This is a genomic window from Streptococcus sp. 27098_8_113, assembly GCF_041432545.1.
Classification (GTDB): Bacteria; Bacillota; Bacilli; order Lactobacillales; family Streptococcaceae; genus Streptococcus.
The window spans coordinates 23,502-49,178 of record NZ_JAPVZU010000015.1 but is presented as its reverse complement, the minus strand read 5'-3'; the positions used below and the strand labels follow the sequence as shown (position 1 = coordinate 49,178).

At 44.5% G+C, this 25,677-nt stretch carries 26 protein-coding genes; 25 read left to right on the top strand and 1 reads right to left on the bottom strand.

All coding sequences use genetic code 11. The features are described 5' to 3' along the window. From mraY to O3644_RS08665, 10 genes are all read left to right on the top strand, one after another. Window positions 1–984, top strand: a complete 984-nt coding sequence (gene mraY / locus O3644_RS08710) for a phospho-N-acetylmuramoyl-pentapeptide-transferase (protein WP_371595505.1) — start codon at window positions 1–3, stop codon at window positions 982–984. Between the two features lie 100 nt (window positions 985–1,084). Next, entirely contained in the window at window positions 1,085–2,428 is a 1,344-nt protein-coding gene (locus tag O3644_RS08705; protein ID WP_371595504.1) for a DEAD/DEAH box helicase, read from the top strand. Between the two features lie 208 nt (window positions 2,429–2,636). Beyond that, the gene (locus O3644_RS08700) at window positions 2,637–3,443 is read left to right on the top strand and encodes an amino acid ABC transporter permease (RefSeq protein ID WP_048764975.1); all 807 of its coding nucleotides are present in this window, start codon (window positions 2,637–2,639) and stop codon (window positions 3,441–3,443) included. After that, complete coding sequence (locus O3644_RS08695) at window positions 3,443–4,186, top strand: amino acid ABC transporter ATP-binding protein (RefSeq protein WP_048764972.1); 744 nt, start codon at window positions 3,443–3,445, stop codon at window positions 4,184–4,186. Before O3644_RS08700 ends, O3644_RS08695 begins: the two co-directional genes overlap by 1 nt. A gap of 94 nt (window positions 4,187–4,280) precedes the next feature. Continuing rightward, entirely contained in the window at window positions 4,281–4,505 is a 225-nt protein-coding gene (locus O3644_RS08690; protein ID WP_045500825.1) for a DUF4059 family protein, read from the top strand. A 68-nt stretch (window positions 4,506–4,573) separates the two neighbouring features. Then, window positions 4,574–5,485: a thioredoxin-disulfide reductase gene (gene trxB / locus O3644_RS08685; protein ID WP_371595510.1), complete on the top strand. Its 912-nt coding sequence runs from the start codon at window positions 4,574–4,576 to the stop codon at window positions 5,483–5,485. A 1,055-nt stretch (window positions 5,486–6,540) separates the two neighbouring features. Continuing rightward, the gene (gene glmU / locus O3644_RS08680; RefSeq protein WP_371595503.1) at window positions 6,541–7,920 is read left to right on the top strand and encodes a bifunctional UDP-N-acetylglucosamine diphosphorylase/glucosamine-1-phosphate N-acetyltransferase GlmU; all 1,380 of its coding nucleotides are present in this window, start codon (window positions 6,541–6,543) and stop codon (window positions 7,918–7,920) included. A gap of 8 nt (window positions 7,921–7,928) precedes the next feature. Continuing rightward, complete coding sequence (locus tag O3644_RS08675) at window positions 7,929–8,480, top strand: NUDIX hydrolase (RefSeq protein ID WP_048764958.1); 552 nt, start codon at window positions 7,929–7,931, stop codon at window positions 8,478–8,480. 12 nt (window positions 8,481–8,492) lie between these two features. Next, entirely contained in the window at window positions 8,493–8,804 is a 312-nt protein-coding gene (gene macP, locus O3644_RS08670; RefSeq protein WP_005591846.1) for a cell wall synthase accessory phosphoprotein MacP, read from the top strand. A gap of 82 nt (window positions 8,805–8,886) precedes the next feature. Then, complete coding sequence (locus O3644_RS08665; RefSeq protein ID WP_048764954.1) at window positions 8,887–9,579, top strand: 5'-methylthioadenosine/adenosylhomocysteine nucleosidase; 693 nt, start codon at window positions 8,887–8,889, stop codon at window positions 9,577–9,579. A gap of 53 nt (window positions 9,580–9,632) precedes the next feature. Here O3644_RS08665 and O3644_RS08660 read toward each other — a convergent pair whose 3' ends face one another. Next, window positions 9,633–10,520, bottom strand: coding sequence for a YitT family protein (locus O3644_RS08660; protein WP_048764952.1), 888 nt, complete (start codon window positions 10,518–10,520; stop codon window positions 9,633–9,635). A 180-nt stretch (window positions 10,521–10,700) separates the two neighbouring features. Here O3644_RS08660 and tmk point away from each other — a divergent pair, with 180 nt between their 5' ends. The 15 genes from tmk (at window position 10,701) to O3644_RS08585 (ending at window position 25,465) form a co-directional block, all read left to right on the top strand. Then, window positions 10,701–11,339: a dTMP kinase gene (gene tmk, locus O3644_RS08655; protein WP_048764949.1), complete on the top strand. Its 639-nt coding sequence runs from the start codon at window positions 10,701–10,703 to the stop codon at window positions 11,337–11,339. Beyond that, a complete protein-coding gene (locus O3644_RS08650) occupies window positions 11,336–12,238 on the top strand; it encodes a DNA polymerase III subunit delta' (RefSeq protein ID WP_048764945.1) in 903 nt (300 codons plus the stop codon). Before tmk ends, O3644_RS08650 begins: the two co-directional genes overlap by 4 nt. A 9-nt stretch (window positions 12,239–12,247) precedes the next feature. Further along, on the top strand, window positions 12,248–12,565 hold the full coding sequence (gene yabA, locus O3644_RS08645) for a DNA replication initiation control protein YabA (protein WP_005591852.1): 318 nt from the start codon (window positions 12,248–12,250) through the stop codon (window positions 12,563–12,565). A gap of 2 nt (window positions 12,566–12,567) precedes the next feature. Beyond that, entirely contained in the window at window positions 12,568–13,434 is an 867-nt protein-coding gene (gene rsmI, locus O3644_RS08640; protein ID WP_048764940.1) for a 16S rRNA (cytidine(1402)-2'-O)-methyltransferase, read from the top strand. A gap of 138 nt (window positions 13,435–13,572) precedes the next feature. Next, entirely contained in the window at window positions 13,573–14,664 is a 1,092-nt protein-coding gene (serC, locus tag O3644_RS08635) for a 3-phosphoserine/phosphohydroxythreonine transaminase (protein ID WP_048764937.1), read from the top strand. 12 nt (window positions 14,665–14,676) lie between these two features. Beyond that, window positions 14,677–15,852 (top strand): 3-phosphoglycerate dehydrogenase family protein, encoded by a 1,176-nt coding sequence (locus tag O3644_RS08630; protein ID WP_002913082.1) that lies wholly within the window; start codon window positions 14,677–14,679, stop codon window positions 15,850–15,852. A gap of 135 nt (window positions 15,853–15,987) precedes the next feature. After that, window positions 15,988–16,341 carry an arsenate reductase family protein gene (locus tag O3644_RS08625; RefSeq protein ID WP_371595502.1) on the top strand — a complete coding sequence of 118 codons (354 nt, stop codon included), beginning with the start codon at window positions 15,988–15,990 and terminating at the stop codon, window positions 16,339–16,341. A gap of 167 nt (window positions 16,342–16,508) precedes the next feature. Next, window positions 16,509–17,444 (top strand): peptide-methionine (R)-S-oxide reductase MsrB, encoded by a 936-nt coding sequence (gene msrB, locus O3644_RS08620; protein WP_371595501.1) that lies wholly within the window; start codon window positions 16,509–16,511, stop codon window positions 17,442–17,444. A 163-nt stretch (window positions 17,445–17,607) separates the two neighbouring features. Further along, window positions 17,608–17,850 (top strand): hypothetical protein, encoded by a 243-nt coding sequence (locus O3644_RS08615; protein ID WP_005592291.1) that lies wholly within the window; start codon window positions 17,608–17,610, stop codon window positions 17,848–17,850. Between the two features lie 198 nt (window positions 17,851–18,048). Then, on the top strand, window positions 18,049–20,025 hold the full coding sequence (gene tkt / locus O3644_RS08610; RefSeq protein WP_371595500.1) for a transketolase: 1,977 nt from the start codon (window positions 18,049–18,051) through the stop codon (window positions 20,023–20,025). A gap of 120 nt (window positions 20,026–20,145) precedes the next feature. After that, a complete protein-coding gene (gene yajC / locus O3644_RS08605; RefSeq protein ID WP_371595499.1) occupies window positions 20,146–20,481 on the top strand; it encodes a preprotein translocase subunit YajC in 336 nt (111 codons plus the stop codon). A gap of 217 nt (window positions 20,482–20,698) precedes the next feature. Further along, entirely contained in the window at window positions 20,699–21,448 is a 750-nt protein-coding gene (locus O3644_RS08600; protein WP_125390281.1) for an isoprenyl transferase, read from the top strand. Window positions 21,449–21,463: 15 nt separating this feature from the next. Next, window positions 21,464–22,267, top strand: coding sequence for a phosphatidate cytidylyltransferase (locus tag O3644_RS08595; RefSeq protein WP_045500860.1), 804 nt, complete (start codon window positions 21,464–21,466; stop codon window positions 22,265–22,267). A gap of 70 nt (window positions 22,268–22,337) precedes the next feature. Continuing rightward, window positions 22,338–23,597 carry an RIP metalloprotease RseP gene (rseP, locus tag O3644_RS08590; protein ID WP_048764923.1) on the top strand — a complete coding sequence of 420 codons (1,260 nt, stop codon included), beginning with the start codon at window positions 22,338–22,340 and terminating at the stop codon, window positions 23,595–23,597. A gap of 17 nt (window positions 23,598–23,614) precedes the next feature. Beyond that, complete coding sequence (locus O3644_RS08585; protein ID WP_371595498.1) at window positions 23,615–25,465, top strand: proline--tRNA ligase; 1,851 nt, start codon at window positions 23,615–23,617, stop codon at window positions 25,463–25,465. The last annotated feature ends 212 nt before the right edge of the window (window positions 25,466–25,677 follow it).

Below are 25,677 nucleotides of genomic sequence, written 5' to 3'. Positions count from 1 at the left end.
ATGTTAACAGCAATTATTGCAGGAATTCTGACCTTTATCCTAACGCTTGTTGGGATTCCTGCCTTTATCCGTTTTTATCACAAGGCTCATATATCAGGTCAGCAGATGCATGAGGATGTCAAGCAGCATCAGGCCAAGGCTGGAACGCCGACGATGGGGGGAACCGTCTTTTTGGTTGCTTCTGTTTTGGCTAGTTTCGTGATAGCTTTGTTTTCCCAACAACTGTCCAACGGCTTGATTATGATTCTCTTTATCTTGGTTCTTTACGGCATTGTTGGCTTTTTGGATGATTTCCTCAAGGTCTTCCGTAAGATCAACGAAGGACTGAATCCTAAACAGAAACTAGCTCTGCAGCTGGTAGGGGGAGTTATCTTTTACTTCTTCTACAATCAGCACGGGGCAGGAGACTCTCTCAATGTCTTTACGATTCCAGTGCAGCTAGGCTTCCTCTATATCTTCTTCGTCCTCTTTTGGCTGGTTGGTTTCTCCAACGCTGTCAATCTGACCGATGGAATTGATGGCTTGGCTAGTATCTCCGTTGCGATCAGCCTGGTGGCTTACGGAGTCATTGCCCTGGAGCAGAAACGCTTTGACCTTCTGATTGTCATTATCAGCATGATTGGTGGTTTGCTAGGCTTCTTTGTCTTTAACCATAAGCCGGCTAAAATCTTTATGGGGGACGTGGGAAGTCTTGCCTTGGGCGGTATGCTCGCAGCCCTCTCCATTGCCTTGCATCAAGAGTGGACCTTGCTCCTCATCGGAATCGTCTATGTCTTTGAAACGACTTCTGTTATGATGCAGGTAACTTACTTCAAACTGACGGGTGGCAAGCGGATTTTCCGTATGACGCCAGTCCATCACCACTTTGAGCTGGGTGGCCTTTCTGGGCATGGTCAGCCTTGGAGCGAATGGAAGGTTGACTTCTTCTTCTGGGGCGTAGGCCTCTTAGCTAGCTTGTTGACTTTGGCCATTCTATATTTGTGATATGAAGGTGGGTGTAAGCCCGCCTTTTCTTGTCCTGAGCCGAGCAGAAAAGATATTTTTCTGGTATAATAGATAAGATTAAGAGTAAACAGAGGAAAAAATGAAATTTACAGAATTTAACTTTAAAGATTATATTCAGGAAGCCCTCAAGGATCTGAACTTTGTGGAGGCGACAGAGGTTCAAGAAAAGCTGATTCCAGTGGTGTTATCTGGCCGAGACTTGGTTGGGGAGTCCAAAACAGGATCAGGCAAGACGCATACCTTCTTGCTGCCCATCTTCCAAGAGCTGGACGAAGAGGCTGACAGTGTCCAAGCAGTGATTACAGCACCCAGCCGAGAATTAGCAACTCAGATCTATCAGGCTGCCCGTCAGCTGGCTAGCTTTTCAGAGCAAGAGATTCGAGTGGCCAACTATGTCGGTGGGACTGACAAGGTTCGTCAGATTGGCAAGCTAGAGTCCAGCCAGCCCCATATCGTCATTGGAACGCCAGGGCGGATTTATGACTTGGTTGAGTCAGGTGATTTGGCTATCCACAAGGCTCATACCTTTGTTGTGGACGAGGCTGATATGACGCTTGATATGGGCTTTTTGGAGACGGTAGACCGGATTGCAGCTCGCTTGCCTAAAGACTTGCAGTTTTTAGTCTTCTCGGCTACCATTCCGCAAAAGCTCCAACCTTTCTTGAAAAAATACCTGTCTAATCCAGTCATGGAGCAGATTAAGACCAAGACAGTGATCGCCGATACCATTGATAACTGGCTCCTGTCAACTAAAGGGCGGGATAAGAATGCTCAGATTTATGAGATCAGTCAGATCCTCCAGCCTTATCTGGCGATGATTTTTGTCAATACCAAGACTCGGGCGGATGAATTGCAGGCCTATCTGACTGCGCAAGGGCTGAAAGTAGCTAAGATTCACGGTGACATCCCGCCGCGGGAGCGCAAGCGTATCATGAATCAGGTCAAGAATCTAGACTTTGAATACATTGTAGCGACGGACTTGGCGGCTCGGGGGATTGACATCGAGGGCGTTAGCCATGTCATCAATGATGCCATTCCGCAGGATTTGTCTTTCTTTGTCCACCGGGTTGGTCGGACGGGACGAAATGGCCTTCCCGGCACAGCCATTACCCTCTATCAACCGAGTGACGACTCAGATATTCGTGAGTTGGAAAAGTTGGGCATCAAGTTTACTCCTAAGATGATCAAAAACGGCGAATTTCAAGATACCTACGACCGAGATCGCCGTGCTAATCGGGAGAAGACCAAGGAGAAGCTGGACACAGAAATGATCGGTCTGGTCAAGAAGAAAAAGAAAAAAATCAAACCAGGCTATAAGAAGAAAATCCAATGGGCGGTTAATGAGAAGCGCCGCAAGACCAAGCGGGCTGAGAACCGCGCACGTGGTCGGGCAGAACGCAAGGCTAAGCGCCAGACTTTTTAGCCATAAATTCTTTCTATGGACGATATAGAAAAATTATATTTTAAAGACCAGTGAAACTATGATAGACTAGGATTACTGGTCTATTTTATTGTCATTTCCCATCTATCTATTAAAGGTTTAAAGATTACCTATTCTTGATGCCAAATAGTTTTCATCTGGGCCAAATTATGATAGAATAATGCATTATCGAGAAAGAGAAGTAATTAAAATGTTTACAACTTATATCCTAGCTGCAAACTGGTATGAAGAGCTTTTGAAGCTCCTGCCAGACGGCAAATTATTTAGTTTACGGGCTGTTTTTGATGCCATTCCAGCGATTCTAAAAACTTTACCTGTCACACTTTTGTTGACGCTGGGTGGGGCATTTTTCGGCATCATCTTGGCCATGATTTTCGCAGTGGTCAAGATTAACCGCACAAGAATTTTGTATCCTATTCAGGCTCTTTTTGTGAGCTTCCTTCGTGGGACACCCCTTTTGGTTCAGCTCATGTTGACTTATTTTGGGATTCCGCTCCTGTTGAAAGCCATCAATCAAAAGTATGGGACGGCTTTTAATATCAATGCTATTCCTGCCTCAGTCTTTGCAATTATTGCCTTTGCTTTCAATGAAGCAGCCTATGCCAGTGAGACGATTCGGGCAGCCATTCTTTCGGTAGATCCGGGTGAGATCGAAGCAGCTCGTAGTCTGGGAATGACCAATCGCCAAGTCTATCTGCGGGTCATCATTCCAAATGCAGCAGTTGTGGCAACACCGACTCTGATTAACTCCCTCATCGGCTTGACCAAGGGAACATCTCTGGCCTTTAGTGCGGGCGTCGTAGAAGTCTTTGCCAAGGCTCAGGCTATCGGTGGGTCGGATTATCGTTATTTTGAGCGCTTCATTTCCGTTTCCATTATTTACTGGATTGTCAATATCGTGATTGAGCAAATCGGTCGTGCGATTGAAAAAGCTATGGATATCAAGGCGCCAGCCAAGCTGGAAAAAATGGAGCAAGCGCAAGGAGGTAGGATTTGATGATTAAAATTTCCCAGTTAAGTAAGGAATTTTCTGGCCAAAAGGTCTTGGATAATCTAAGTTTGGAAATTCAAAAAGGCGAAGTCATTGCTCTAATAGGCTCCTCAGGTGCTGGTAAATCAACCTTCCTGCGCAGTCTTAATTATCTGGAACGGCCAGACAGCGGAAGGATTGAAATTGATAACTTCAAGGTGGATTTTTCAACTATTTCACCAGATGAAATCTTGACTCTGCGTCGAAAATTGGCCATGGTTTTCCAACAGTTCAATTTATTTTCCCGTCGAACGGCTCTGGAAAATGTCAAGGAAGGTCTGCTGGTAGTTAAAAACTTGTCTGACCAAGAGGCGACTAAAATTGCCAAGGAAGAGTTGGCAAAGGTGGGCTTGTCTGATCGTGAGAATCATTATCCCAAGCATTTATCAGGCGGTCAAAAACAGCGGGTGGCTTTAGCGCGGGCCTTAGCCATGAAGCCAGATGTTCTTTTGCTAGATGAGCCGACCTCAGCCCTTGACCCAGAGCTAGTCGGTGAGGTAGAGAAATCCATTGCTGACGCTGCCAAAGCAGGACAAACCATGATTCTGGTCAGCCATGATATATCTTTTGTTTCTCAGGTAGCAGATCGAGTACTTTTCTTGGATAAGGGCCATATTATCGAGTCAGGTAGTCCAGAGGAGATTATCAATCATCCCAAGGAAGCGAGAACCAAAGAATTCTTTGCTAGTTACAAACGGACTTATATTTGATATAATAGAAAAAGTGAAAGCTCAGTTGGCTAGACCAGCTGGGTTTGTTTTCGACTAGAACCTTTTTAAGGCAACTGATTATTTAGGAGCTGACATGTTAATTAAAATTTTTTCTCTCTATATCCAAAGTCTCATTTATACGACGATTCTGGTAGGACTTGCCGATGGTTTGTGGCTTTTATTGCAGCGGCTCGGTCGCAAGGATCGAACTCTTGCGGTAGGTCAAAGCCAAATTTACGATCTTCTTTTGATTACAATTATGACGATTCCAATCTTGTCTTTTGCGATTTTTGGCTTACTGGTTGTTCTCAAAGCTTAAATACTTGTAAAAGATGCGCTAGTCTGTTAGAATAACAGTAGTTACAACAAAGAGAAAGGAAAAAGATGATGTACGATACAATGATTATTGGAGCTGGTCCTGCGGGAATGACAGCAGCCCTCTATGCAGCTAGAAGCAATTTAAAAGTGGCCTTGCTTGAACGCGGAATTTACGGCGGCCAGATGAATAATACTGCGGAGATTGAAAATTATCCCGGTTATGCTCGTATCAGCGGACCAGAGCTGGCTGAAAAGATGTTTGAGCCCCTAGAAAATCTAGGCGTAGAGCATTTGTTTGGTCAAGTTGAAAAAATTGAAGACCATGGCGACTATAAGAAAATCATTACTGAGGATGAAGTATTTGAGACCAAGACAGTGATTTTGGCTTCTGGCGCCAACCATCGTCATCTAGGAGTTCCTGGTGAGGAAGAATACAATAGTCGCGGCGTTTCCTACTGTGCGGTCTGCGACGGTGCCTTTTTCCGTGATGAAGATCTCTTAGTGGTTGGAGGCGGCGATTCTGCCGTTGAGGAAGCGATTTTCCTCACGCGCTTTGCAAAGTCTGTGACCATTGTTCACCGTCGTGACCAATTGCGGGCGCAAAAGCTCTTGCAGGAGCGGGCCTTTGCCAATGAAAAAATCAGCTTTATCTGGGATTCCGTTGTAAAAGAAATCAAAGGAGACGACCGTAGGGTAACCAGTGTGGTTTTTGAAAATGTAAAAACGGGACAAATCAGCGAGTCAGACTTTGGCGGCGTCTTTGTTTATGTCGGCCTAGATCCTGTTAGCGACTTTGTCAAAGATCTGGGTATTTGCGATGAAGCTGGCTGGATTGTGACGGATCAACATATGAAAACGGCTATTGCTGGCATTTATGCCATTGGTGATGTCCGTCAGAAAGATCTTCGCCAAATCACCACAGCTGTTGGAGACGGAGCAGTAGCAGGCCAAGAAGTTTATAAATACATCACAGAAAATTAAAGAGGAAGAGGATGGGAATAAGATCAAGAATGATTGATTTTTTGGTCCAGTTCTTTCTACTATGGGGCTAATTTTAAATTGTAGTGGATTGAAGAGAAGTCATAATATGGAGAAGATCAACTTGGTCTTCTCTTTTTTATTGCTAAATTGTAAATATCATGCAAGAAAAAAACTCATAGAACCTCAATTAGTGTGAACGGTAAGTCATCAGACTAACAGTTCCACTGGGAGATTCTATGAGTTTTTATCGTCGCACACTTCCCCAATAATATTTCCATCTTGTTTTTTCAAGGTATTTTTTGAATGCGATCAATTCGTTAGACTTATTCTTGAGCACCTCGTCACATACAAAAGGATATAACTTAAATGCCAAATAACTGATTTGGTCCCCCTTCTGTAGACCTTTGGCACTAGTTAGGAGCTCTTCCCGTAACTTTGAGCTAATGATGATACTATCGTTATTATAGATCCTGTCAATCTGTTGGTAGTATTCATCTCTCTTCTTGCGATTTTTAGTAAATATCATAACCAAGATCTCCTTACAAGTTTAAATATATAATTAGCCAGATAAAAACAAGAAAACTAGAAAGTGGAGCTCACAATCCTTGGATCGTATCATCCCAAAATGGGTCACATAAAAATGGTATTGCCCTAGCAGATTTGTAGAGCTTTCTGCACTTCATAAGGCAGGGGTGAACATTTGATTTTATGTCATTATAGCAAATATTTCTTTACTTATCAATTTTAAATGTGTAATCGCCAACCAAATTTTGACAATAGGAGCAATAGACCTATAGTGTTTAAAGAGCATAATCTGCCAGCCATTCACTGCTATCAAAAGCTAGTATAAACGAAGGAAAAAACGTTTTTAAGCTCCACAAGAAGATTTTTAAGAATTGATCTGGATGGAGTGGATTGCGGATTAGGACAGTGCTTCGCTCAATGGCTTGAAGTTTGTTTACTAAGCGCTAGTTTCTGCTTCTGCAATTTGCATTTTAAAAAATTCTTTTTTAGTGGTATAATAAGGGTAATATCTTAAAGAAAAGAGTTCATTTATGACAAATTATGCCGTTATTTTGGCTGCGGGTAAGGGTACTCGCATGAAATCAGATTTACCAAAGGTCTTGCACAAGGTGGCAGGAATTTCTATGCTAGAGCACGTTTTCCGCAGTGTTAGCGCGATTGAGCCTGAGAAGACTGTTACTGTTATCGGGCACAAAGCGGAGCTGGTTGAGCAAGTCTTGGCAGATCAGACCGAGTTTGTCCGTCAGACCGAGCAGCTGGGAACTGGTCATGCGGTCATGATGGCTGAGCCTGTTTTGGAAAATTTAACTGGCCAAACCTTAGTTATTGCTGGCGATACTCCCCTGATTACGGGAGAAAGCCTGAAAAACCTGATTGATTTTCATATCAATCACAAGAATGTTGCGACAATCCTGACTGCTGAAGCGGACAATCCTTTTGGCTATGGCCGGATCGTGCGCAATCAGCACGGAGAAGTCATCAAAATTGTCGAGCAGAAGGATGCTTCTGACTTTGAGCAGCAAATCAAGGAAATCAATACAGGGACTTATGTCTTTGACAATGCTCGTCTCTTTGAGGCTCTCAAAAATATCAATACCAACAATGCGCAGGGAGAATACTATATCACAGATGTGATTGGAATTTTCCGTGAAAATGGGGAAAAAGTCGGTGCTTATACGCTGAAAGACTTTGATGAAAGCCTCGGTGTCAACGACCGTGTGGCCTTGGCGACAGCTGAAAGCATTATGCGCCGCCGGATTAACCAGCAGCACATGATTAACGGTGTCAGCTTTGTCAATCCTCATGCGACCTATATTGATGTAGATGTAGAAATCGCACCAGAAGTGCAAATCGAAGCCAACGTGACTCTGAAAGGTCAAACCAAGATTGGGGCAGAGACGATTCTGACCAATGGGACTTATATTGTAGACTCAGAAATTGGTCAGCGAGCGGTTATTACAAACTCGATGATTGAAGAGTCTAGATTGGCAGATGGAGTGACGGTTGGGCCTTACGCTCACATTCGTCCAGGTTCTAGTTTGGCCAAGAATGTCCATGTCGGAAACTTTGTAGAAGTTAAAGGATCGTCAATTGGCGAAAATACCAAGGCTGGTCATTTGACCTACATTGGAAACTCTGAAGTTGGTGCTAATGTCAACTTTGGTGCGGGTACGATTACAGTCAACTATGATGGTCAGAAGAAGTACAAGACTATCATTGGCGACAATGTCTTTGTTGGTTCCAACTCGACCATTATTGCTCCAGTTGAGCTGGGTGATAACTCACTGGTCGGTGCGGGTTCTACTATTACGAAGGACGTACCAGCAGATGCCATTGCTCTGGGACGTGGCCGTCAGATTAACAAGGAAGATTATGCTAAGCGGCTTCCTCATCATCCTCAAAATAAGTAGGTTCAGTCATGGAATTTGAAGAAAAGACCGTCCAACGGACGGAAATTTATCAGGGGCCAATTTTTAAAGTGGTTCAGGACCAAGTAGAGTTGCCAGAGGGTAAAGGTCAAGCCCAACGGGATTTGATTTTTCATAATGGTGCGGTGGCTGTGATTGCTATCACTCCGGAAAATAAGATGATTTTAGTCAAGCAGTACCGTAAGGCGATTGAAGCGACTTCTTACGAGATTCCAGCTGGCAAGATGGAGCTAGGAGAGAATGCTGATCCCCAAGCAGCGGCCCTCCGAGAATTAGAAGAAGAGACGGGCTACACTGGGCAGTTGGAGTTAGTCTATGATTTCTACTCTGCCATCGGTTTTTGCAATGAAAAAATCAAGCTCTACAGCGCCACCCATTTAACAAAGGTCGAAAACCCTCGTCCCCAAGACGAGGATGAAACATTGGAACTTTTTGAAGTTAGTCTGGAAGAGGCGGAGCAGTTGCTGCAAAACGGTGACATCTGCGATGCCAAGACCATCATGGCTCTTCAGTACTGGCAACAAAAAAATCTGAATAAATAGGAACGTAGATCAATGGGAAAAGCTTTATTAACAGATGAAATCATTGAGCGGGCCAATCGTGGAGAACATATTGATGGTCCCTTGCTGATGGACGATGAAGAAACTAAGGTCATTTCTATTGCTAGAAAAGGAACTTTTGGCTATGCTGCTCCACGGCGAGCTGTCAATCAGGATACTCTGCAGATTGAAGTTGAACCGACAGTTATCAAAAGTCGTCGAATCGAAAATCAAAAACGAAGTATTTTTCAGGCTAAGTTAAACAAAATCCTGTTCTGGATTGTGCTTCTTTTGATTGGTTTAATTGCGGCCATTATTTGGCTATGATAAAGAAGGGGAGTGACGGAAACGAGAAAATGAAACTCTGCTTCCTCTCCCTCTTTTTAATGTAAAAAGGAAAGAATGAATCATGAAAATCGGAATTATCGCGGCTATGCCTGAGGAGTTGAAGTTGCTGGTAGAGCATCTAGAGATGGCTGAGAAACACCAGCGCCTAGGGCATGTTTATTATATTGGTCGGATTGGCCATCATGAGGTTGTCCTGGTGGAAAGTGGAATCGGCAAAGTCATGTCAGCCATGAGTGTAGCTGTTTTAGCCAATGACTTTGAGGTGACGGCGGTCATCAATACGGGTTCCGCTGGAGCAGTAGCTTCGGGCTTAGAAATTGGAGATGTAGTGGTGGCAGATCGTTTGGTCTACCATGATGTGGATGTGACAGCTTTTGGCTATGACTACGGTCAAATGGCACGGCAACCCCTCTACTATGAAGCCAGTCGCTACTTGGTTGAGGAGATGAAAGCCGTGCTGGAAAAGACCCAGCAGACGAGCCGAGTTGGCTTGATTGCGACGGGAGATAGTTTTATCGCTGGACAGGATAAGATTGACCAAATTAAGGAGCATTTTCCTGATGTTTTGGCAGTTGAGATGGAGGGAGCAGCAGTTGCTCAAGCCGCTCATTCTCTTGGTTTGCCTTTTATGGTCATTCGTGCGATGAGCGATACAGCCAGCCATGATGCCAATATCACTTTTGATGAATTTATCCTGGAAGCAGGAAAGCGCTCAGCTGAAACTCTCATTCAATTATTGAATAACTTAGAATAAAAAAAGACTTCAGAATGATTGTTCATTCTGAAGTCTTTTCGTTTAGGATAAATTTATTTGACGATAGGCTGTTTGTTAGAGTCTAAGGTAAAACCTTCTCCTAAGATTTCATGGGCCTCTGTAATGGTTGTAAAGGCAAATGGATCGATGTCATTGATGAGTTTCTTCATTTGCTGCATTTCGTTACGAGAGACAACACAATAAACGATTTGCAAATCCCGCTTGCTATAGAAGCCCTGTCCTTGCAGATAGGTGACCCCTCTTCCAAGTTTTTCATTGATGGCTTCAGCTAGTTCTATTGGTTTGCTGGTGACAATCAGGAAGCCTTTGCCAGCGAAGCCACCTTCAGCAATCAAGTCAATAACACGAGAGGTGATAAAGACAAACATGAGTGTATAAGAAACCATGCGCAGATCTTTAAAGACTAAAAGAACCAGAGAAATCACGATAAAGTCCACTGTCAGCATGAGGCGGCCCATGGAGATGCTGGTATATTTATTGAAGATACGAGCTACGATATCAGTACCACCAGTCGTTCCTCCAGCATTGAAAATGATGCCTAGACCAACTCCAAGAATAATTCCCGTTCCAAGGCAGGCTAGTAAGACATCGCCATCCAAGGAAGAGAAGAAATAGTCTTGTAAATGTTTGGAAGCAGGTAGCAACTCGAATAGTTTCAGCCAAGCTGATACAGAGAAAGTCCCTAAAATACTAAGGTAAAGGGTGCGATTTCCCAGTAATTTCCAAGCGAGAATAAAGAGTGGAATATTGATGACCAAATTGGTGGTTGATACAGGAATCTTGAAGAGGTAGTAGACAATCAAGGTGATCCCCGTTGCTCCACCCTCATATAAGTGAAAAGGAATCACCAAATAATGAATCCCAAAAGAAAAAATTCCAGCCCCCAGAATGATGGCCAGTATATTTTTAAATTTAAACATCAGACACTCCTAAGAATTTTCTGACTCTATTTTATCAAAAGTTTTCATTTTTGAAAATAATATGAAATAGTTTTCGAGAAATTCTTCTATGGGCTTTTGGGATAATTTTTGGTACAATAAAGCATAGACTAAAATAGGAATTTCTGTATCCATTGGCAGAATGAATGTAAAAGGAAAACGATGAAAAAAGGTGTTTTTATATCGCTAGAAGGGCCAGAAGGTGCTGGGAAAACCAGTGTTTTAGAGGCTTTGCTTCCTCAGCTGAAAGAGATGGGCTGTGAGTTGCTAACGACGAGAGAGCCTGGCGGTGTGGCTATTTCTGAGAAAATCCGCGAGGTGATTTTGGATAAGGGGCACACAGCCATGGATGCTAAGACGGAGTTGCTGCTTTATATTGCCAGCCGACGTCAACATTTGGCGGAGAAAGTTCTGCCTGCCCTAGGGCAAGGGACATGGGTCTTGCAAGATCGGTTTATTGATAGCTCGGTGGCTTATCAAGGCTATGGACGGGGCTTGGCAGTTGACGATGTGGAATGGCTTAACCAGTTTGCGACTGATGGACTCAAGCCAGATTTGACCCTTTATTTCGATATTGATGTCAAGGAAGGTCTGGCTCGCATTGCTAGAGACCAGGAGCGTGAAGTCAATCGTTTGGATCTGGAAGGTCTCGACTTGCACGAGCGCGTGCGCCAAGGCTATCTGACTATTTTAGAAAAGGAACCAGAACGTGTCGTCAAGATAGATGCTAGTCAGCCGCTGGAGCAAGTCGTGGCCGACAGTTTGGCAGTTATCAAAGAGCGTTTTATCAAAGAAAAATGACAGTAGAAGAATTACGTCAGGCCCAGCCTCAGCTTACAGAAACTTTTCAGCAAATCTTAGAATCAGGGCGGCTCAATCATGCTTATTTATTTTCAGGGAATTTTTCCAGTTTTGTCATGGCATTGACCTTGTCCCAGAGTCTCTTTTGTGAAAATCGTCAGGGAGTTTGGCCCTGTGGTACTTGCCGGGCTTGTCGCTTGATTGAGAGTGAGGACTTTTCGGATGTGACGATTGTGCGACCGGTGAATGGCATTATCAAAACGGAGCGCATTCGCGAGCTGGTGAGAAGTTTTTCCCAGAGCGGTATGGAGGGCAACAGACAGGTCTTTATCATCTGTGATGCAGATAAGATGCACGTCAATGCCGCTAATTCCCTCCTCAAAGTCATCGAAGAGCCCCAAAGTGAGATTTACATCTTTCTTTTGACAGCCGATGAGCATCTGATTTTGCCTACCATCAAGAGTCGAACGCAGATTTTTCACTTTCGGAAGAATCAGGTAGCTCTCCAGCACCAGCTGGAAGAGGCTGGCTTAATCAAAAGTCAGGCTGAGTTGCTGGCTGCATATAGCCAGACCCAGGAAGAGGCCGATCAGTTGGTTTCCAACAAGTCTTTCTTTGAGCTGGTCAGTGAGAGTCAGAGATTTGTTAAGGCTGCCTTGACCAATGAGAATCAGGCTTATCTCCAAGTGGCCAAGCTAGCTAAACTGGCTGAGGACAAGGATAAACAGGAGCAGATCTTTAAAATTTTGGAGGTCTTGCTAGCCAAGGAACTTGGAAACGAGGCAGGTCGCAAGAAACTGGAAGATCTCTTAGAAGCAAAGAAGATGTGGCGAGCCAATGTGTCTTTTCAAAATGCTCTGGAATACATGATTTTAAAAGCCAGTGCCCAAGCAAGATAGGAGCAGATAATGAATAAAAAAGAACTATTTGATGCCTTGGATGATTTTTCTCAGACGCTTTTAGTGACCCTTGCTGAGGTAGAGGCCATCAAGAAAAATCTCAAGAGTGTCGTAGAGGAAAATATCGTCCTCCAGCTAGAAAATGACAAGCTGAGAGAGCGACTAGGTGAGGTAGAGCAAGCAGCACCGGTTAAAATCAATAAAAATCGGGACAATCTTCGCAAACTGTATTACGATGGTTTTCATGTGTGTACAGATTTCTATGGTCAACGCCGAGAAAACGATGCAGAGTGCATGTTCTGCGATGAGTTGTTATTCAGGGAGTAGAAATGCAGATTCAGAAGAGTTTTAAGGGACAGTCGCCTTACGGCAAACTGTATTTGGTGGCGACTCCCATTGGAAATATGGACGACATGAGCATGCGTATGGTCAATACCCTTAAGGAAGTGGATGTCATTGCGGCTGAAGATACTAGAAATACGGGCCTTTTGCTCAAACACTTTGGGATTGAGACGCGGCAGATCAGCTTTCATGAGCACAATGCTCAGGAAAAGATACCGGTCTTGCTGGACTTGCTCAAGTCAGGTCAAAATCTAGCCCAGGTTTCCGATGCAGGCTTGCCTAGTATTTCGGATCCGGGTCATGATTTGGTCAAGGCGGCTATTGCTGAGGACATTGCTGTAGTAACGGTTCCGGGCCCTAGCGCCGGGATTTCCGCTCTGATTGCCAGTGGTTTAGCGCCTCAGCCTCATATTTTTTATGGTTTCTTGCCTCGTAAGTCTGGGCAGCAGAAGGAATTTTTCGAGAGTAAAAAGACTTATCCAGAGACACAGATCTTTTACGAGTCTCCCCACAGGGTCAAGGCTACGCTGGAAAATATGCTGGAAGTCTACGGCGACCGCTCGGTTGTCTTGGTTCGGGAATTAACCAAAATCTATGAAGAATACCAACGAGGCAGGATTTCTGAGTTGGTAGGCTATTTGGCGGAGAATGCACTCAAGGGCGAGTGCCTCTTGATTGTGGCTGGTGCAAGTCTGGAGAAGGAAGACAAAGCGGATGCGGATCTCTTGGCTGAAATTGACAGCTTGGTCCAATCCGGTAGCAAGAAAAATCAGGCCATCAAGGAAGTGGCCAAAAAATACGGGCGTAATAAAAGTCAGCTCTATGCCCTTTATCATGAAGAAGACAGAAACTAGTCCTATTCGACTAGTTTTTTGTTCAAAATCCTCCTTTTGTTCGGGAATTTCCCCAAAAGAAAAATATCTTTGAAAGAATTATAGAAATTTTCTGAACATTGTGATATGATAGACAAAATACATTTTTGGAGGTAGGATATGACCATTTACAATTTTTCTGCTGGACCGGCAGTATTGCCCAAGGAAGTCTTGAAAAAAGCTCAGGCTGAGTTTTTAGACTATGCCCAAAGTGGCATGAGCGTGATGGAGCTGTCCCACCGATCCAAAGAATTTGACGATATTATCAAAGAAGCTGAGAGCTTGCTGCGTGAGCTCATGGCTATTCCGGACAATTACCGCGTGCTCTTCCTGCAGGGGGGAGCTTCTACCCAGTTTAGCATGATTCCCCTTAATCTAGCCCAAGGCGGCAAGGCCTATTACCTAGTGGCTGGTTCTTGGGGCAAGAAAGCCTACACAGAAGCTGTCAAGCTGGCTAAGACCGTGCCTTTTGAGCCTATTCTCTTGGCTTCGTCAGAGGATTTAAATTACACGGAAATTCCTTCTTTTGATGAAAAGGAGATTGATCCGCAGGCGGCTTATGTACATCTGACAACCAATAATACTATTGAAGGAACGGCTATCTACGACCTGCCTGCGACCAATGGCGTGCCGATTGTGGCGGATATGTCTTCTAATATCCTTGCTGCCCAGTATCGGGTAGAGGATTTTGGTTTGATTTATGCTGGGGCTCAGAAGAATATCGGACCTGCCGGCGTGACAGTTGTCATCATTCGTGAGGATTTGCTCAATGATGAGCCAGTTCTATCTAGCATGTTGGACTACCGTATTCAGGCGGACAATGGCTCTCTTTACAATACACCACCAACTTTCGCCATCTATATGGCCAAGCTGGTCTTTGAATGGGTCAAGGAGCTAGGTGGCGTAGCAGAAATGGAAAAGCTCAACCGTGAAAAATCTGGCCTTTTGTACGACTTCATTGAGCAGTCAGACTTTTACCGCAATCCAGTCCGTTATAAGGAGCAACGCTCAGTAGCCAATATTCCCTTTGTGTCTCCTAGCCCAGAGCTGGATGCTAAATTTAACAAAGAGGCTGCAGCAGCGGGATTCAAGAATATCAAGGGGCACCGCAGCGTAGGCGGCATGAGAGCTAGTCTCTACAATGCCTTTCCGCTCCAAGGTGTCAAGGACTTGATTGCCTTTATGCAGAAATTTGAAGAAGAAAATTCTTAAGAGAGGGAAACTATGGTCTTTAGTGTCAAAACCTTTAATAATATCAATCAAATCGGCCTTAAGGAGCTGGGCAATGCTTTTCAGATTGACGGAGATAAGTCGGACAATCCAGATGCTTATATCCTGCGCAGTCAAAACCTGCATGGACAGGAATTTCCAAGCAAGCTCAAAGCCATTGCGCGGGCTGGCGCAGGAACCAATAATATTCCTGTCGACCAAGCAACAGCGCAAGGAATTGTGGTCTTCAACACACCAGGAGCTAATGCCAATGCGGTGAAAGAAGCGGTCTTGGCTTCCATTCTCCTGTCTGCGCGTGACTATATCGCAGCTAACAGTTGGGCTAACGGCCTTTCTGGAGATGATGTTCCCAAGCAAGTGGAAGCTGGTAAGAAGCAGTTTGCTGGGACAGAGATTGCAGAGAAGACTTTGGGAGTTATTGGGTTAGGAGCTATCGGCGGCCGTATTGCTAACGATGCCTATCGTCTGGGGATGAACGTCCTGGGCTATGATCCTTATGTATCCATTGAAACGGCTTGGAATATCTCTAGCCATGTCAAACGGGTAGCAGACATTAAAGAAATCTTTGAGAAGAGTGATTATATCACTATCCACGTCCCTCTGACTGAGGATACACGCGCCACTTTTGATCAAGCGGCTTTTGGTCTCATGCAAAAGGGGACGACTCTCATCAACTTTGCCCGTGGCGAGTTGGTGGACAATGCTGCTCTTTTTGAAGCCATAGAAGCTGGTGTAGTCAAGCGCTATATCACAGACTTTGGTGTAGAAGAGCTGCTCCGTCATCCGCAGATTACTGTCTTTCCGCATCTGGGTGGCTCGACAGAGGAAGCTGAGCTCAACTGTGCCATTATGGCTGGGAAAACCATCCGACGCTTCATGGAAACGGGAGAGATTATCAACTCAGTGAATTTTCCTAATGTCCGTCAGGCACTCTCAGCGCCTTATCGGATTACCTTGATTAACAAAAATGTACCGAATATTGTAGCTCGGATTTCAACAGCGGTCAGTGATTTGAATATCAATATCGACAATATCATCAATCGTTCCAAGGGCGATTATGCTTATACCTTGCTGGATTTGGATGAGTCGGATGAAAGCAAGATTCAGGAGCTGGTTGATAAATTTGAAAATAGCGACAATATTGTGCGCGTGCGTTTAATTAAAAAATAATCAAAAAATAGAGGTGTTTCTTCATGGAATGCGTCTGTGCCTGCCGATGAGCCTTTCGCTTGTCGGCTTTTTCTGACGATCCTTGGCTTGACAAGAAGGAGCTAGCTGGGCTATCATAGGGACGGAGGAGAAACAATGTTACAATTTATTGAATACCCAAAATGCTCTACCTGCCGCAAGGCCAAGGCTGAGCTCAATCAATTAGGAGTGGACTTTGAAGCGGTGGATATTGTCAAGGAAACGCCTAGCCAAGATCAACTTTTGCAATGGATAACTCATTCAGATTTGGAGATTAAGTCTTTCTTTAATACCAGTGGTATCAAGTACCGAGAATTGGGGCTCAAGGATAAGGTCCCTCAGTTTTCTGCTGAGGAGGCAGCCGCACTCTTGGCGACCGATGGCATGCTGATGAAGCGACCACTGCTAGTCCAAGATGGTCGGATTGTGCAAGTTGGTTACCGAACAGAATACAAGGAATTAAACCTTTAATTAAAGATGGGAAATTTCCTGTCTTTTTATATTTTCCTGAAACTATTGAATTTGACTAATCCATAGAGGCGCAGTATTTGATATGATTTCTAAGAAAGTCCCAATCAAAATCCTATAAAAGTTCTTCTTTTTATGAGAAAATAGAGGAAAAGATTGGAGGGATGTTTATGGCAGAAATTTATCTAGCAGGCGGCTGTTTCTGGGGCTTGGAGGAATATTTTTCTAGGATTGAAGGCATTGAGGAAACGACAGTAGGCTATGCCAATGGGCAAGTGGAGTCCACTAACTACCAGCTCATTCACCAGACCGACCATGCGGAGACGGTGCACTTGATCTATGACGAAGAAAAAATCAGCCTGCGGGAAATTTTGCTCTACTATTTCCGAGTCATTGACCCCCTATCTATCAACAAACAGGGGAATGATATTGGCCGTCAGTATCGGACAGGTGTTTACTATGTCCGTGAGGAAGATCGCACCACTATCGAGCAGGTTTTCGCTGAGCAGGAGGAGCAATTAGGGCAAAACTTGGCTGTAGAGCTAGAGCCCTTGCGCCATTATATCTTGGCCGAGGAGTATCATCAGGACTATCTCAAGAAAAATCCGACGGGTTATTGCCATATCAATGTCAAGGATGCTGAGCAGCCCTTGGTAGATGCGGGCCATTATCCTAAACCTAGCCAGCAGCAACTCAAAGCAGTGCTAAGTGAGGAGCAGTATCAGGTGACTCAGCAGAGCGCAACGGAGCGCCCCTTCCATAATGCTTACAATAGCACTTTTGAGGCAGGGATTTATGTTGATGTGACAACTGGCGAGCCACTCTTTTTTGCGGCTGACAAGTTTGAATCTGGTTGTGGCTGGCCTAGTTTTGCTCGTCCTATCGCTCGCGAGGTTATCAAATATTATCAAGATTTGAGCCATGGCATGGAGCGAATCGAAGTACGGAGTCGCTCAGGAAATGCCCATTTGGGTCACGTCTTTACCGACGGTCCTCAAGAATTAGGTGGCTTGCGCTATTGCATCAACTCAGCATCTCTGCGATTTATTCCCAGAGAGCAAATGGAAGAGGAAGGCTACGGCTACCTGCTACCCTATATGGACTAATACTCATTTTTGTCGCTTGTCAACCTTTTCAAAATCTAGCTAAACTAGATAGCAAAAATCAGCTAATTTCCTCTTTTTAACGCTCCAAGCATTTATATATGTAAATACCATAGAAAAGTGTATAATGGTTAGGAAAAGATAAATGTTATGGAAGGAATGCAAAATGGAGAAATTGGATATTACTACAATGTCTGATTATAAAAAGGTAGAAGCTGTTATTCAATTACTAATCGATGGAGTTTTGACAAGCTATCGTGTGGCGACAGATGCCAACATCAGCAAAATGAGTATCTTGACACTGGTCAAAGGTAGCAGCAAGATTAAAAATATTACTTATCAAACAGCTATTGCTCTGATTAATTGGTACGAAGAAAATCATGAAAAATACGGTATTACTATTCAATAAGTAGCTGATTTTACTGGGAAATATATATAACTGGAATTCTATGAGTGCTTGCTTGTGGGATTCTTTTACTGAAGGAAAGAATGGTCTTTCCATTATTGCAGGAAAGGCAAAAATTTCATATAATGGAAATAAGAAAAATGAGCGTAGGAATGTCTGCTGGTTGTAGCAGCTCGCTAAATTTTTTATAAGGAGAACTCAATGTCACAATTATCTGTTAATGCCATTCGCTTTTTAGGAATTGACGCGATTGAAAAGTCTAAGTCAGGTCACCCTGGTGTCGTGATGGGCGCTGCGCCGATGGCTTACGACCTATTTACCAAACAGCTGCGTATCAATCCAGAAGAGCCAAATTGGATTAACCGCGATCGCTTCGTTCTATCTGCAGGACACGGCTCTATGTTGCTTTATGCCTTGCTTCATCTGTCTGGCTTTAAAGATGTCAGCATGGAGGAAATCAAAAACTTCCGCCAATGGGGCTCTAAGACACCAGGTCACCCAGAGTTTGGTCATACGGCTGGAGTTGATGCGACGACTGGACCATTGGGACAAGGGATTTCTACAGCGACTGGATTTGCTCAAGCAGAGCGTTTCTTGGCCGCTAAGTACAACCGTGAAGGCTATCCGATTTTCGACCATTACACTTACGTAATCTGTGGTGATGGCGATTTGATGGAGGGGGTTTCAGCTGAGGCGGCTTCTTACGCTGGTCTGCAAAAGCTGGACAAGCTGGTTGTCCTCTACGATTCAAATGATATCAACTTGGATGGGGAAACTAAGGATTCCTTTACAGAAGATGTTCGTGCCCGCTATGAAGCTTACGGCTGGCATACTGCCTTGGTAGAAGACGGAACAGACCTAGCTGCGATTGATGCAGCTATCAATGAAGCGAAAGCTTCTGGCAAGCCATCTTTGATTGAAGTTAAGACGGTTATCGGTTACGGTTCTCCAAACAAGCAAGGAACCAATGCAGTGCACGGTGCGCCTCTAGGAGCAGAAGAAGCAGAAGCTACTCGTAAAGCCTTGGGCTGGGACTATGCGTCATTTGAGATTCCTGAGGAAGTCTATGCTGACTACCGTACAAATGTAGCAGAGCGTGGTGCCGCAGCATACGATGCTTGGAAACAGCTAGTAGAGGACTACAAGCAAGCCTATCCAGAATTGGCGTCAGAAGTAGCGGCTATTATCGCTGGTCAGGATCCAGTAGAAATCAAACCAGAAGACTTCCCAGTGCTTGAAAACGGATTCTCTCAAGCGACCCGTAATTCCAGTCAGGATGCCCTCAATGCAGCAGCTAAGGTGCTTCCAACTTTCCTCGGTGGTTCTGCTGACTTGGCTCATTCCAATATGACCTACATCAAGGAGGATGGCCTGCAGGATGATGCCCACCGTCTCAACCGCAACATCCAGTTTGGTGTGCGCGAGTTTGCTATGGGAACTATTCTCAATGGTATGGCGCTTCATGGTGGTCTTCGCGTTTACGGCGGTACCTTCTTCGTCTTCTCAGACTATGTCAAGGCAGCTGTCCGTTTGTCTGCCCTTCAAGGCTTGCCAGTGACTTATGTCTTCACTCACGACTCAATTGCAGTTGGTGAAGATGGACCGACTCATGAGCCGATTGAGCATTTGGCTGGTCTGCGTGCTATTCCAAACCTGACTGTTCTTCGCCCAGCAGATGCGCGTGAAACTCAGGCAGCTTGGTACTTGGCTCTTAAGAGTCAATCCACTCCGACTGCTCTGGTCTTGACCCGTCAGAATCTGACAGTCGAAGAAGGAACAGACTTTGACAAGGTAGCTAAAGGAGCTTATGTGGTTTACGAAACAGGAGCAGATTTCGATACTATCTTGTTGGCTTCTGGTTCTGAGGTTAATTTGGCTGTTGCAGCTGCTAAAGCACTTGCAGCAGAAGGCGCTAAAATCCGCGTGGTCAGCGTGCCATCAACAGAGCTGTTTGACGCTCAAGATGCAGCCTACAAAGAAGAAATTCTACCAAATGCCGTTCGTCGCCGCGTAGCGATTGAGATGGCAGCTAGCCAGCCTTGGTACAAGTATGTCGGTCTGGACGGTGCAGTTATCGGAATCGACCAGTTTGGTGCCTCTGCTCCAGCAGGCAAGGTTCTGGAAGAATACGGCTTTACAGTTGATCATGTAGCAGAAGTTGTTAAAAATCTTAAATAAAAAGACTTAAGATCAGGATGCTAGTCATCCTGATTTTTTTGGAAATTATTTTCCTGCCTTGTCAAACGGGCCAAAATCTGCTATAGTAATTACGTAGATGAATTCCAAAGGAGAAGAGAAATGAATCCAACAATAATGATTATTTTTTTCGTTGTACTAGTGGGAATGATGTATTTCCAAGTACGGACACAGAAAAAGCAAGCTGAAAAACGGATGGAAAGCCTTAATAAACTGCAAAAAGGCTATGAAGTCATTACTATTGGTGGTCTTTACGGGACTGTTGATGAAGTTGATTCAGAGCGTAAGACAGTTGTCTTGGATGTAGACGGTGTTTTCTTGACATTTGAATTGGCAGCCATTAAGACTGTTTTGCCATTGACAGAAGGTATCCCAGCTGCTGCGGGAGTGGAAGGCGATATCGCTGTGTCTGATGAAGATACTGCTATTGAAGAATAGGATATAGGACAGTCGAGAGGCTGTCTTTTTTATTTTAAGGACATATTGTAAACTCATCTTTTACAATATTATAGTTGCACAACACTAGCGAAACCTGTCTGCATACACTACCAGCTATTCATCATCAGCTCTGATAGACGAAAAATCAGCTCTCCTGCCCACATTTAAAGGATTTATGATATAATGAAATGATAAAACTTTAAATAGGATAAAAAATATGTTTAGTTTTAAGAAAAAAGAAAAGCTCGATGAGGCCTTGCTTGTTCCCAAGCATATAGGCATTATCATGGATGGCAATGGTCGTTGGGCTAAAAAACGTATGCAGCCGCGCGTCTTTGGACATAAGGCAGGTATGGAAGCCTTGCAAGAAGTGACGATTGCAGCTAAGGAGATGGGTGTGCAGGTCTTGACAGTCTATGCCTTTTCAACGGAAAACTGGGCGCGACCAGAGAAAGAAGTGTCCTTCATTATGAATCTGCCGGTTGAGTTTTATGACCGCTATGTGCCAGAATTGCACAGAAATAATGTGAAGATTCAAATGATTGGTGACACGAAGCGACTTCCTAAAGCTACTTTTGAGGCCTTGGAGAAGGCTGAAGATCTGACTCGCTTGAATACAGGGCTGATTTTGAACTTCGCCCTGAACTACGGTGGACGAGCTGAAATCAATCAAGCAGTTCAGAAGCTTGCCCAAGATGTTTTAGATGCGAAAGTTCAGCCAGCAGATATTACAGAGGAAATGATTGGAGACTATCTCTACACTAGCAGTTTGCCTGCAAGTTTACGGGATCCTGACTTGGTTATTCGTACGAGTGGCGAGCTGCGCCTTAGCAATTTCTTGCCTTGGCAGACAGCATATAGCGAGTTGTATTTTACAGATATCCTTTGGCCGGATTTCGATGAGAAGGCTTTGAAGGATGCGGTTGTAGAGTATAATCGCCGCAATCGACGCTTCGGCGGTGTATAAAGGAGGGAGAAAAAGATGAGTTTAGATTTACAAAGACGTCTTCTTTTTGGAGGAATTGCTCTAGCTATTTTTATTCCTCTAGTGAAGATGGGAGGGATTCCCTTCCAGATCAGCGTTGGTCTTCTAGCTATGCTAGCAGTGCATGAATTGCTTAAGATGAAGGGGCTTCCGACAGCGACCTTAGAAGGCGGATTGGCTATGCTAGCAGCTTTTGTCTTGACCCTGCCACTTGAGAACTACCTTAAATTTTTACCTGTGGATGGCAATGTGATGGCTTATGGCTTGGTCGTTTTCGTCTTGCTAGGAGCGACTGTTTTAGGTTCCTCTTATAGCTTTGAGGATGCGGCTTATCCGATTGCTTCTAGTTTTTATGTTGGTTTAGGTTTTAATGCTTTGATCGATGCCCGTTTGGTGAATGTGGACAAGGTTTTGCTGGCCCTCTTTATCGTCTGGGCGACAGACAGTGGAGCCTACCTGGTTGGTACCCGCTACGGACGGAGAAAATTATTGCCAAAGATATCGCCAAATAAAACCATTGAAGGCAGTTTAGGAGGCATTATCTCAGCGGTGCTGGTTTCTGCGATTTTTATGTCTGTCCGTCCACAAGTTGCCACTCCGTATAGCTTTGTGACCATGCTGCTCTTGACTGTTGTCTTTAGTATTGCTGGCCAATTTGGAGACTTGGTAGAGAGCGCCATTAAGCGTCACTTTGGTGTGAAAGACTCAGGGAAATTTATTCCTGGACATGGCGGTGTTTTAGATCGCTTTGATAGCTTGCTTTTTGTCTTTCCACTGATGCACCTCTTTGGCCTGTTCTAAGGAGTTTGGTGGCCAAGCAGCTTAAAGCCTTCTTGGCTTAATGAACAATCTTAAGAGAAAGATTAGACTTATGCAGATTATTACATTTATTATTATTTTTGGGATCATTGTGGTGGTTCATGAATTTGGACATTTCTACTTTGCCAAAAAATCAGGCATTCTAGTTCGTGAGTTTGCCATTGGGATGGGCCCGAAAATCTTTGCTCATATTGGCAAGGATGGAACAGCTTATACGATTCGGATTCTACCGTTAGGTGGCTATGTCCGCATGGCTGGCTGGGGCGAGGATTCGACAGAAATCAAAACAGGTACGCCAGCTAGTCTGACCTTGAATGAAGATGGAAAAGTCGTCCGTATCAATCTGTCTGGCAAGAAAATTGATCAGACGGCTCTGCCTATGAATGTAACCAGTTTTGATTTTGAAGAAAAACTGGAGATTACAGGGCTGGTCTTGGATGAGACAAAGACTTATTCTGTTGATCACGATGCGACCATTGTTGAGGAGGACGGAACGGAAGTTCGGATTGCTCCGCTGGATGTCCAGTATCAAAATGCGACTATCTGGGGACGCCTCATCACCAATTTTGCTGGTCCTATGAACAACTTTATTCTGAGTATTATTGTGTACTCGCTCCTGGCCTTTATGCAGGGAGGAGCAGTGGACTACTACAGCAACCATGTTCGAGTTGTTCCTCAAGGAGTGGTGGCTAAGGCTGGTCTAAAAGACAATGACCAGATCGTTCAGATTAATGAATACAAGGTTTCCAACTGGGATGAATTGACAGATTCTGTCCAGAAGGCAACCCATAACCAAGGAAAAAATCCAGAAGTAACGATTACCTATGAACGAGACGGGAAGACTCAAAAAGTGACGGTCCAACCAGAAGAAGATGGTGGACGCTATTATATCGGTGTGACCAATGCTGTCAAGACGGGCTTTTTCGATAAGCTTCTGTCAGGTGTGACAGATACTTGGTACACAGCAACTCGTATCTTAACGGCCTTGAAGGATATCATCTTCCACTTTAGTTTGAACAAGTTGGGTGGTCCGGTAGCGATCTACAAAGCGAGTTCGCAAGCCGCGGAGCTTGGACTTCCAGCTATCCTGTCCCTGATGGCCATGTTGTCCATCAATATCGGAATCTTTAACTTGATCCCCATTCCGGCCTTGGATGGTGGAAAAATCTTGATCAATTTGATCGAGCTGGTTCGTCGGAAACCACTCAAGCAGGAGGTAGAGACCTACTTAACCCTTGCTGGAGTGGCGGTCATGGTTATCTTGATGATTGCCGTTACTTGGAACGATATTATGAAATTATTTTTGAAATAGAAAAGGAATGAATCTGAATGAAACAAAGTAAAATGCTTATTCCAACACTTCGCGAAATGCCAAGTGATGCGCAGGTCATCAGCCACGCTTTGATGCTTCGTGCTGGTTATGTTCGTCAAGTATCAGCAGGTGTTTATTCATATCTGCCATTGGCTAACCGTGTGATCGAAAAAGCTAAGAAGATCATGCGCCAAGAATTTGATAAGATTGGTGCGGTTGAGATGTTGGCTCCAGCCCTTCTCAGTGCTGACCTTTGGCGTGAATCTGGCCGTTATGAAACCTACGGTGAAGACTTGTATAAATTGAAAAATCGTGAGAAGTCAGACTTTATCCTAGGTCCAACTCACGAAGAAACGTTCACAGCAATTGTCCGTGATTCTGTCAAGTCTTACAAGCAATTGCCACTGAACTTGTACCAAATCCAGCCTAAGTACCGTGACGAAAAACGTCCACGGAACGGCCTTCTTCGTACGCGTGAATTCATCATGAAAGATGGTTATAGTTTCCACGCTAACTACGATAGTTTGGATGTAACTTATGATGAGTACAAATCAGCCTATGAGAAAATCTTCACTCGCAGCGAGCTAGATTTCAAAGCCATTATCGGTGACGGTGGTGCCATGGGTGGTAAGGACAGCCAAGAATTTATGGCAATCACACCTGCTCGTACAGATCTTGACCGTTGGGTCGTTTTGGATAAGTCAGTTGCCTCGTTTGATGAAATTCCTGCAGAAGTACAAGAAGAAATCAAGGCAGAATTGCTTAAATGGATGGTTTCTGGGGAAGATACCATTGCCTACTCTAGCGAGTCTAGCTATGCAGCCAACCTAGAAATGGCAACCAATGCTTACAAACCAAACAAAAAAGTAGTGACTGAAGCAGAGTTGGTGCGTGTAGAAACTCCTGACTGCAAGACCATTGATGAGGTAGCAGCTTTCCTACAAGTTGATACAGAAGAAACAATTAAGACCTTGGTTTACATGGCTGATGAAAAGCCTGTCGTAGCGCTCCTTGTCGGCAATGACCAACTCAACGAAGTTAAGCTGAAAAATCATCTGGGAGCTGATTTCTTTGAAGTCGCTAGTGAAGAGGATGTTCGTCAGATCTTGGGCGCAGGCTTTGGCTCACTAGGCCCAGTCAATCTGCCAGAAGATGTGACCATTATCGCAGACCGTAGAGTCCAAGACCTTTCTAATGCTGTGGCAGGAGCCAATGAAGATGGCTACCACTTGACTGGTGTTAATCCAGGCCGTGACTTTAGCCCTGAGTATGTGGATATCCGCGAAGTTCGCGAAGGTGAAGTGTCTCCAGATGGCCAAGGTATCCTTAAGTTTGCTCGTGGGATTGAGATTGGGCATATCTTTAAATTGGGAACACGCTACTCTGACAGCATGAATGCCAATGTCTTGGATGAAAATGGTCGAGCAGTGCCGATGATTATGGGCTGCTACGGTATCGGTGTCAGCCGTCTCCTCTCTGCTGTTATGGAGCAACACGCTCGTCTCTTTGTCAATAAAACTCCTAAGGGTGAATTCCGCTATGCTTGGGGCATCAACTTCCCGAAAGAGCTGGCACCATTTGACGTTCACCTGATTCCGGTCAATGTCAAGGACGAGGAAGCCTTGGCTCTAACTGACCAAATCGAGGCTAACTTGCTAAGTGCTGGTTATGAGGTCTTGGTGGATGATCGCAATGAGCGTGCGGGTGTCAAGTTCAGCGACAGCGATTTGATTGGTCTTCCAATCCGTGTGACAGTTGGCAAGAAAGCCGCAGAAGGCATCGTCGAAGTCAAGATTAAAGCTACGGGCGATACCATTGAAGTCCACGCCGATAATCTGCTAGAAACTCTGTCTATTTTGACAAAATAAAACAAGAGTTTAGGACAAAAGTCCTAGCCTCTCAATTGTCTTTGGATTGTCGAGCAAGACGCAGTGGTTGAGTGGGCTCTACTAAGCTGATTTCATCAGCTTTTACAGCCCTACTCAACTGTGCGGAGGTGGGACGACGAAATCGAATTCTAACGAATTTCAGATTTCTGTCCCACTCTCTTTCTTTTGCTTATTGGCCTTGAAAATGCTAT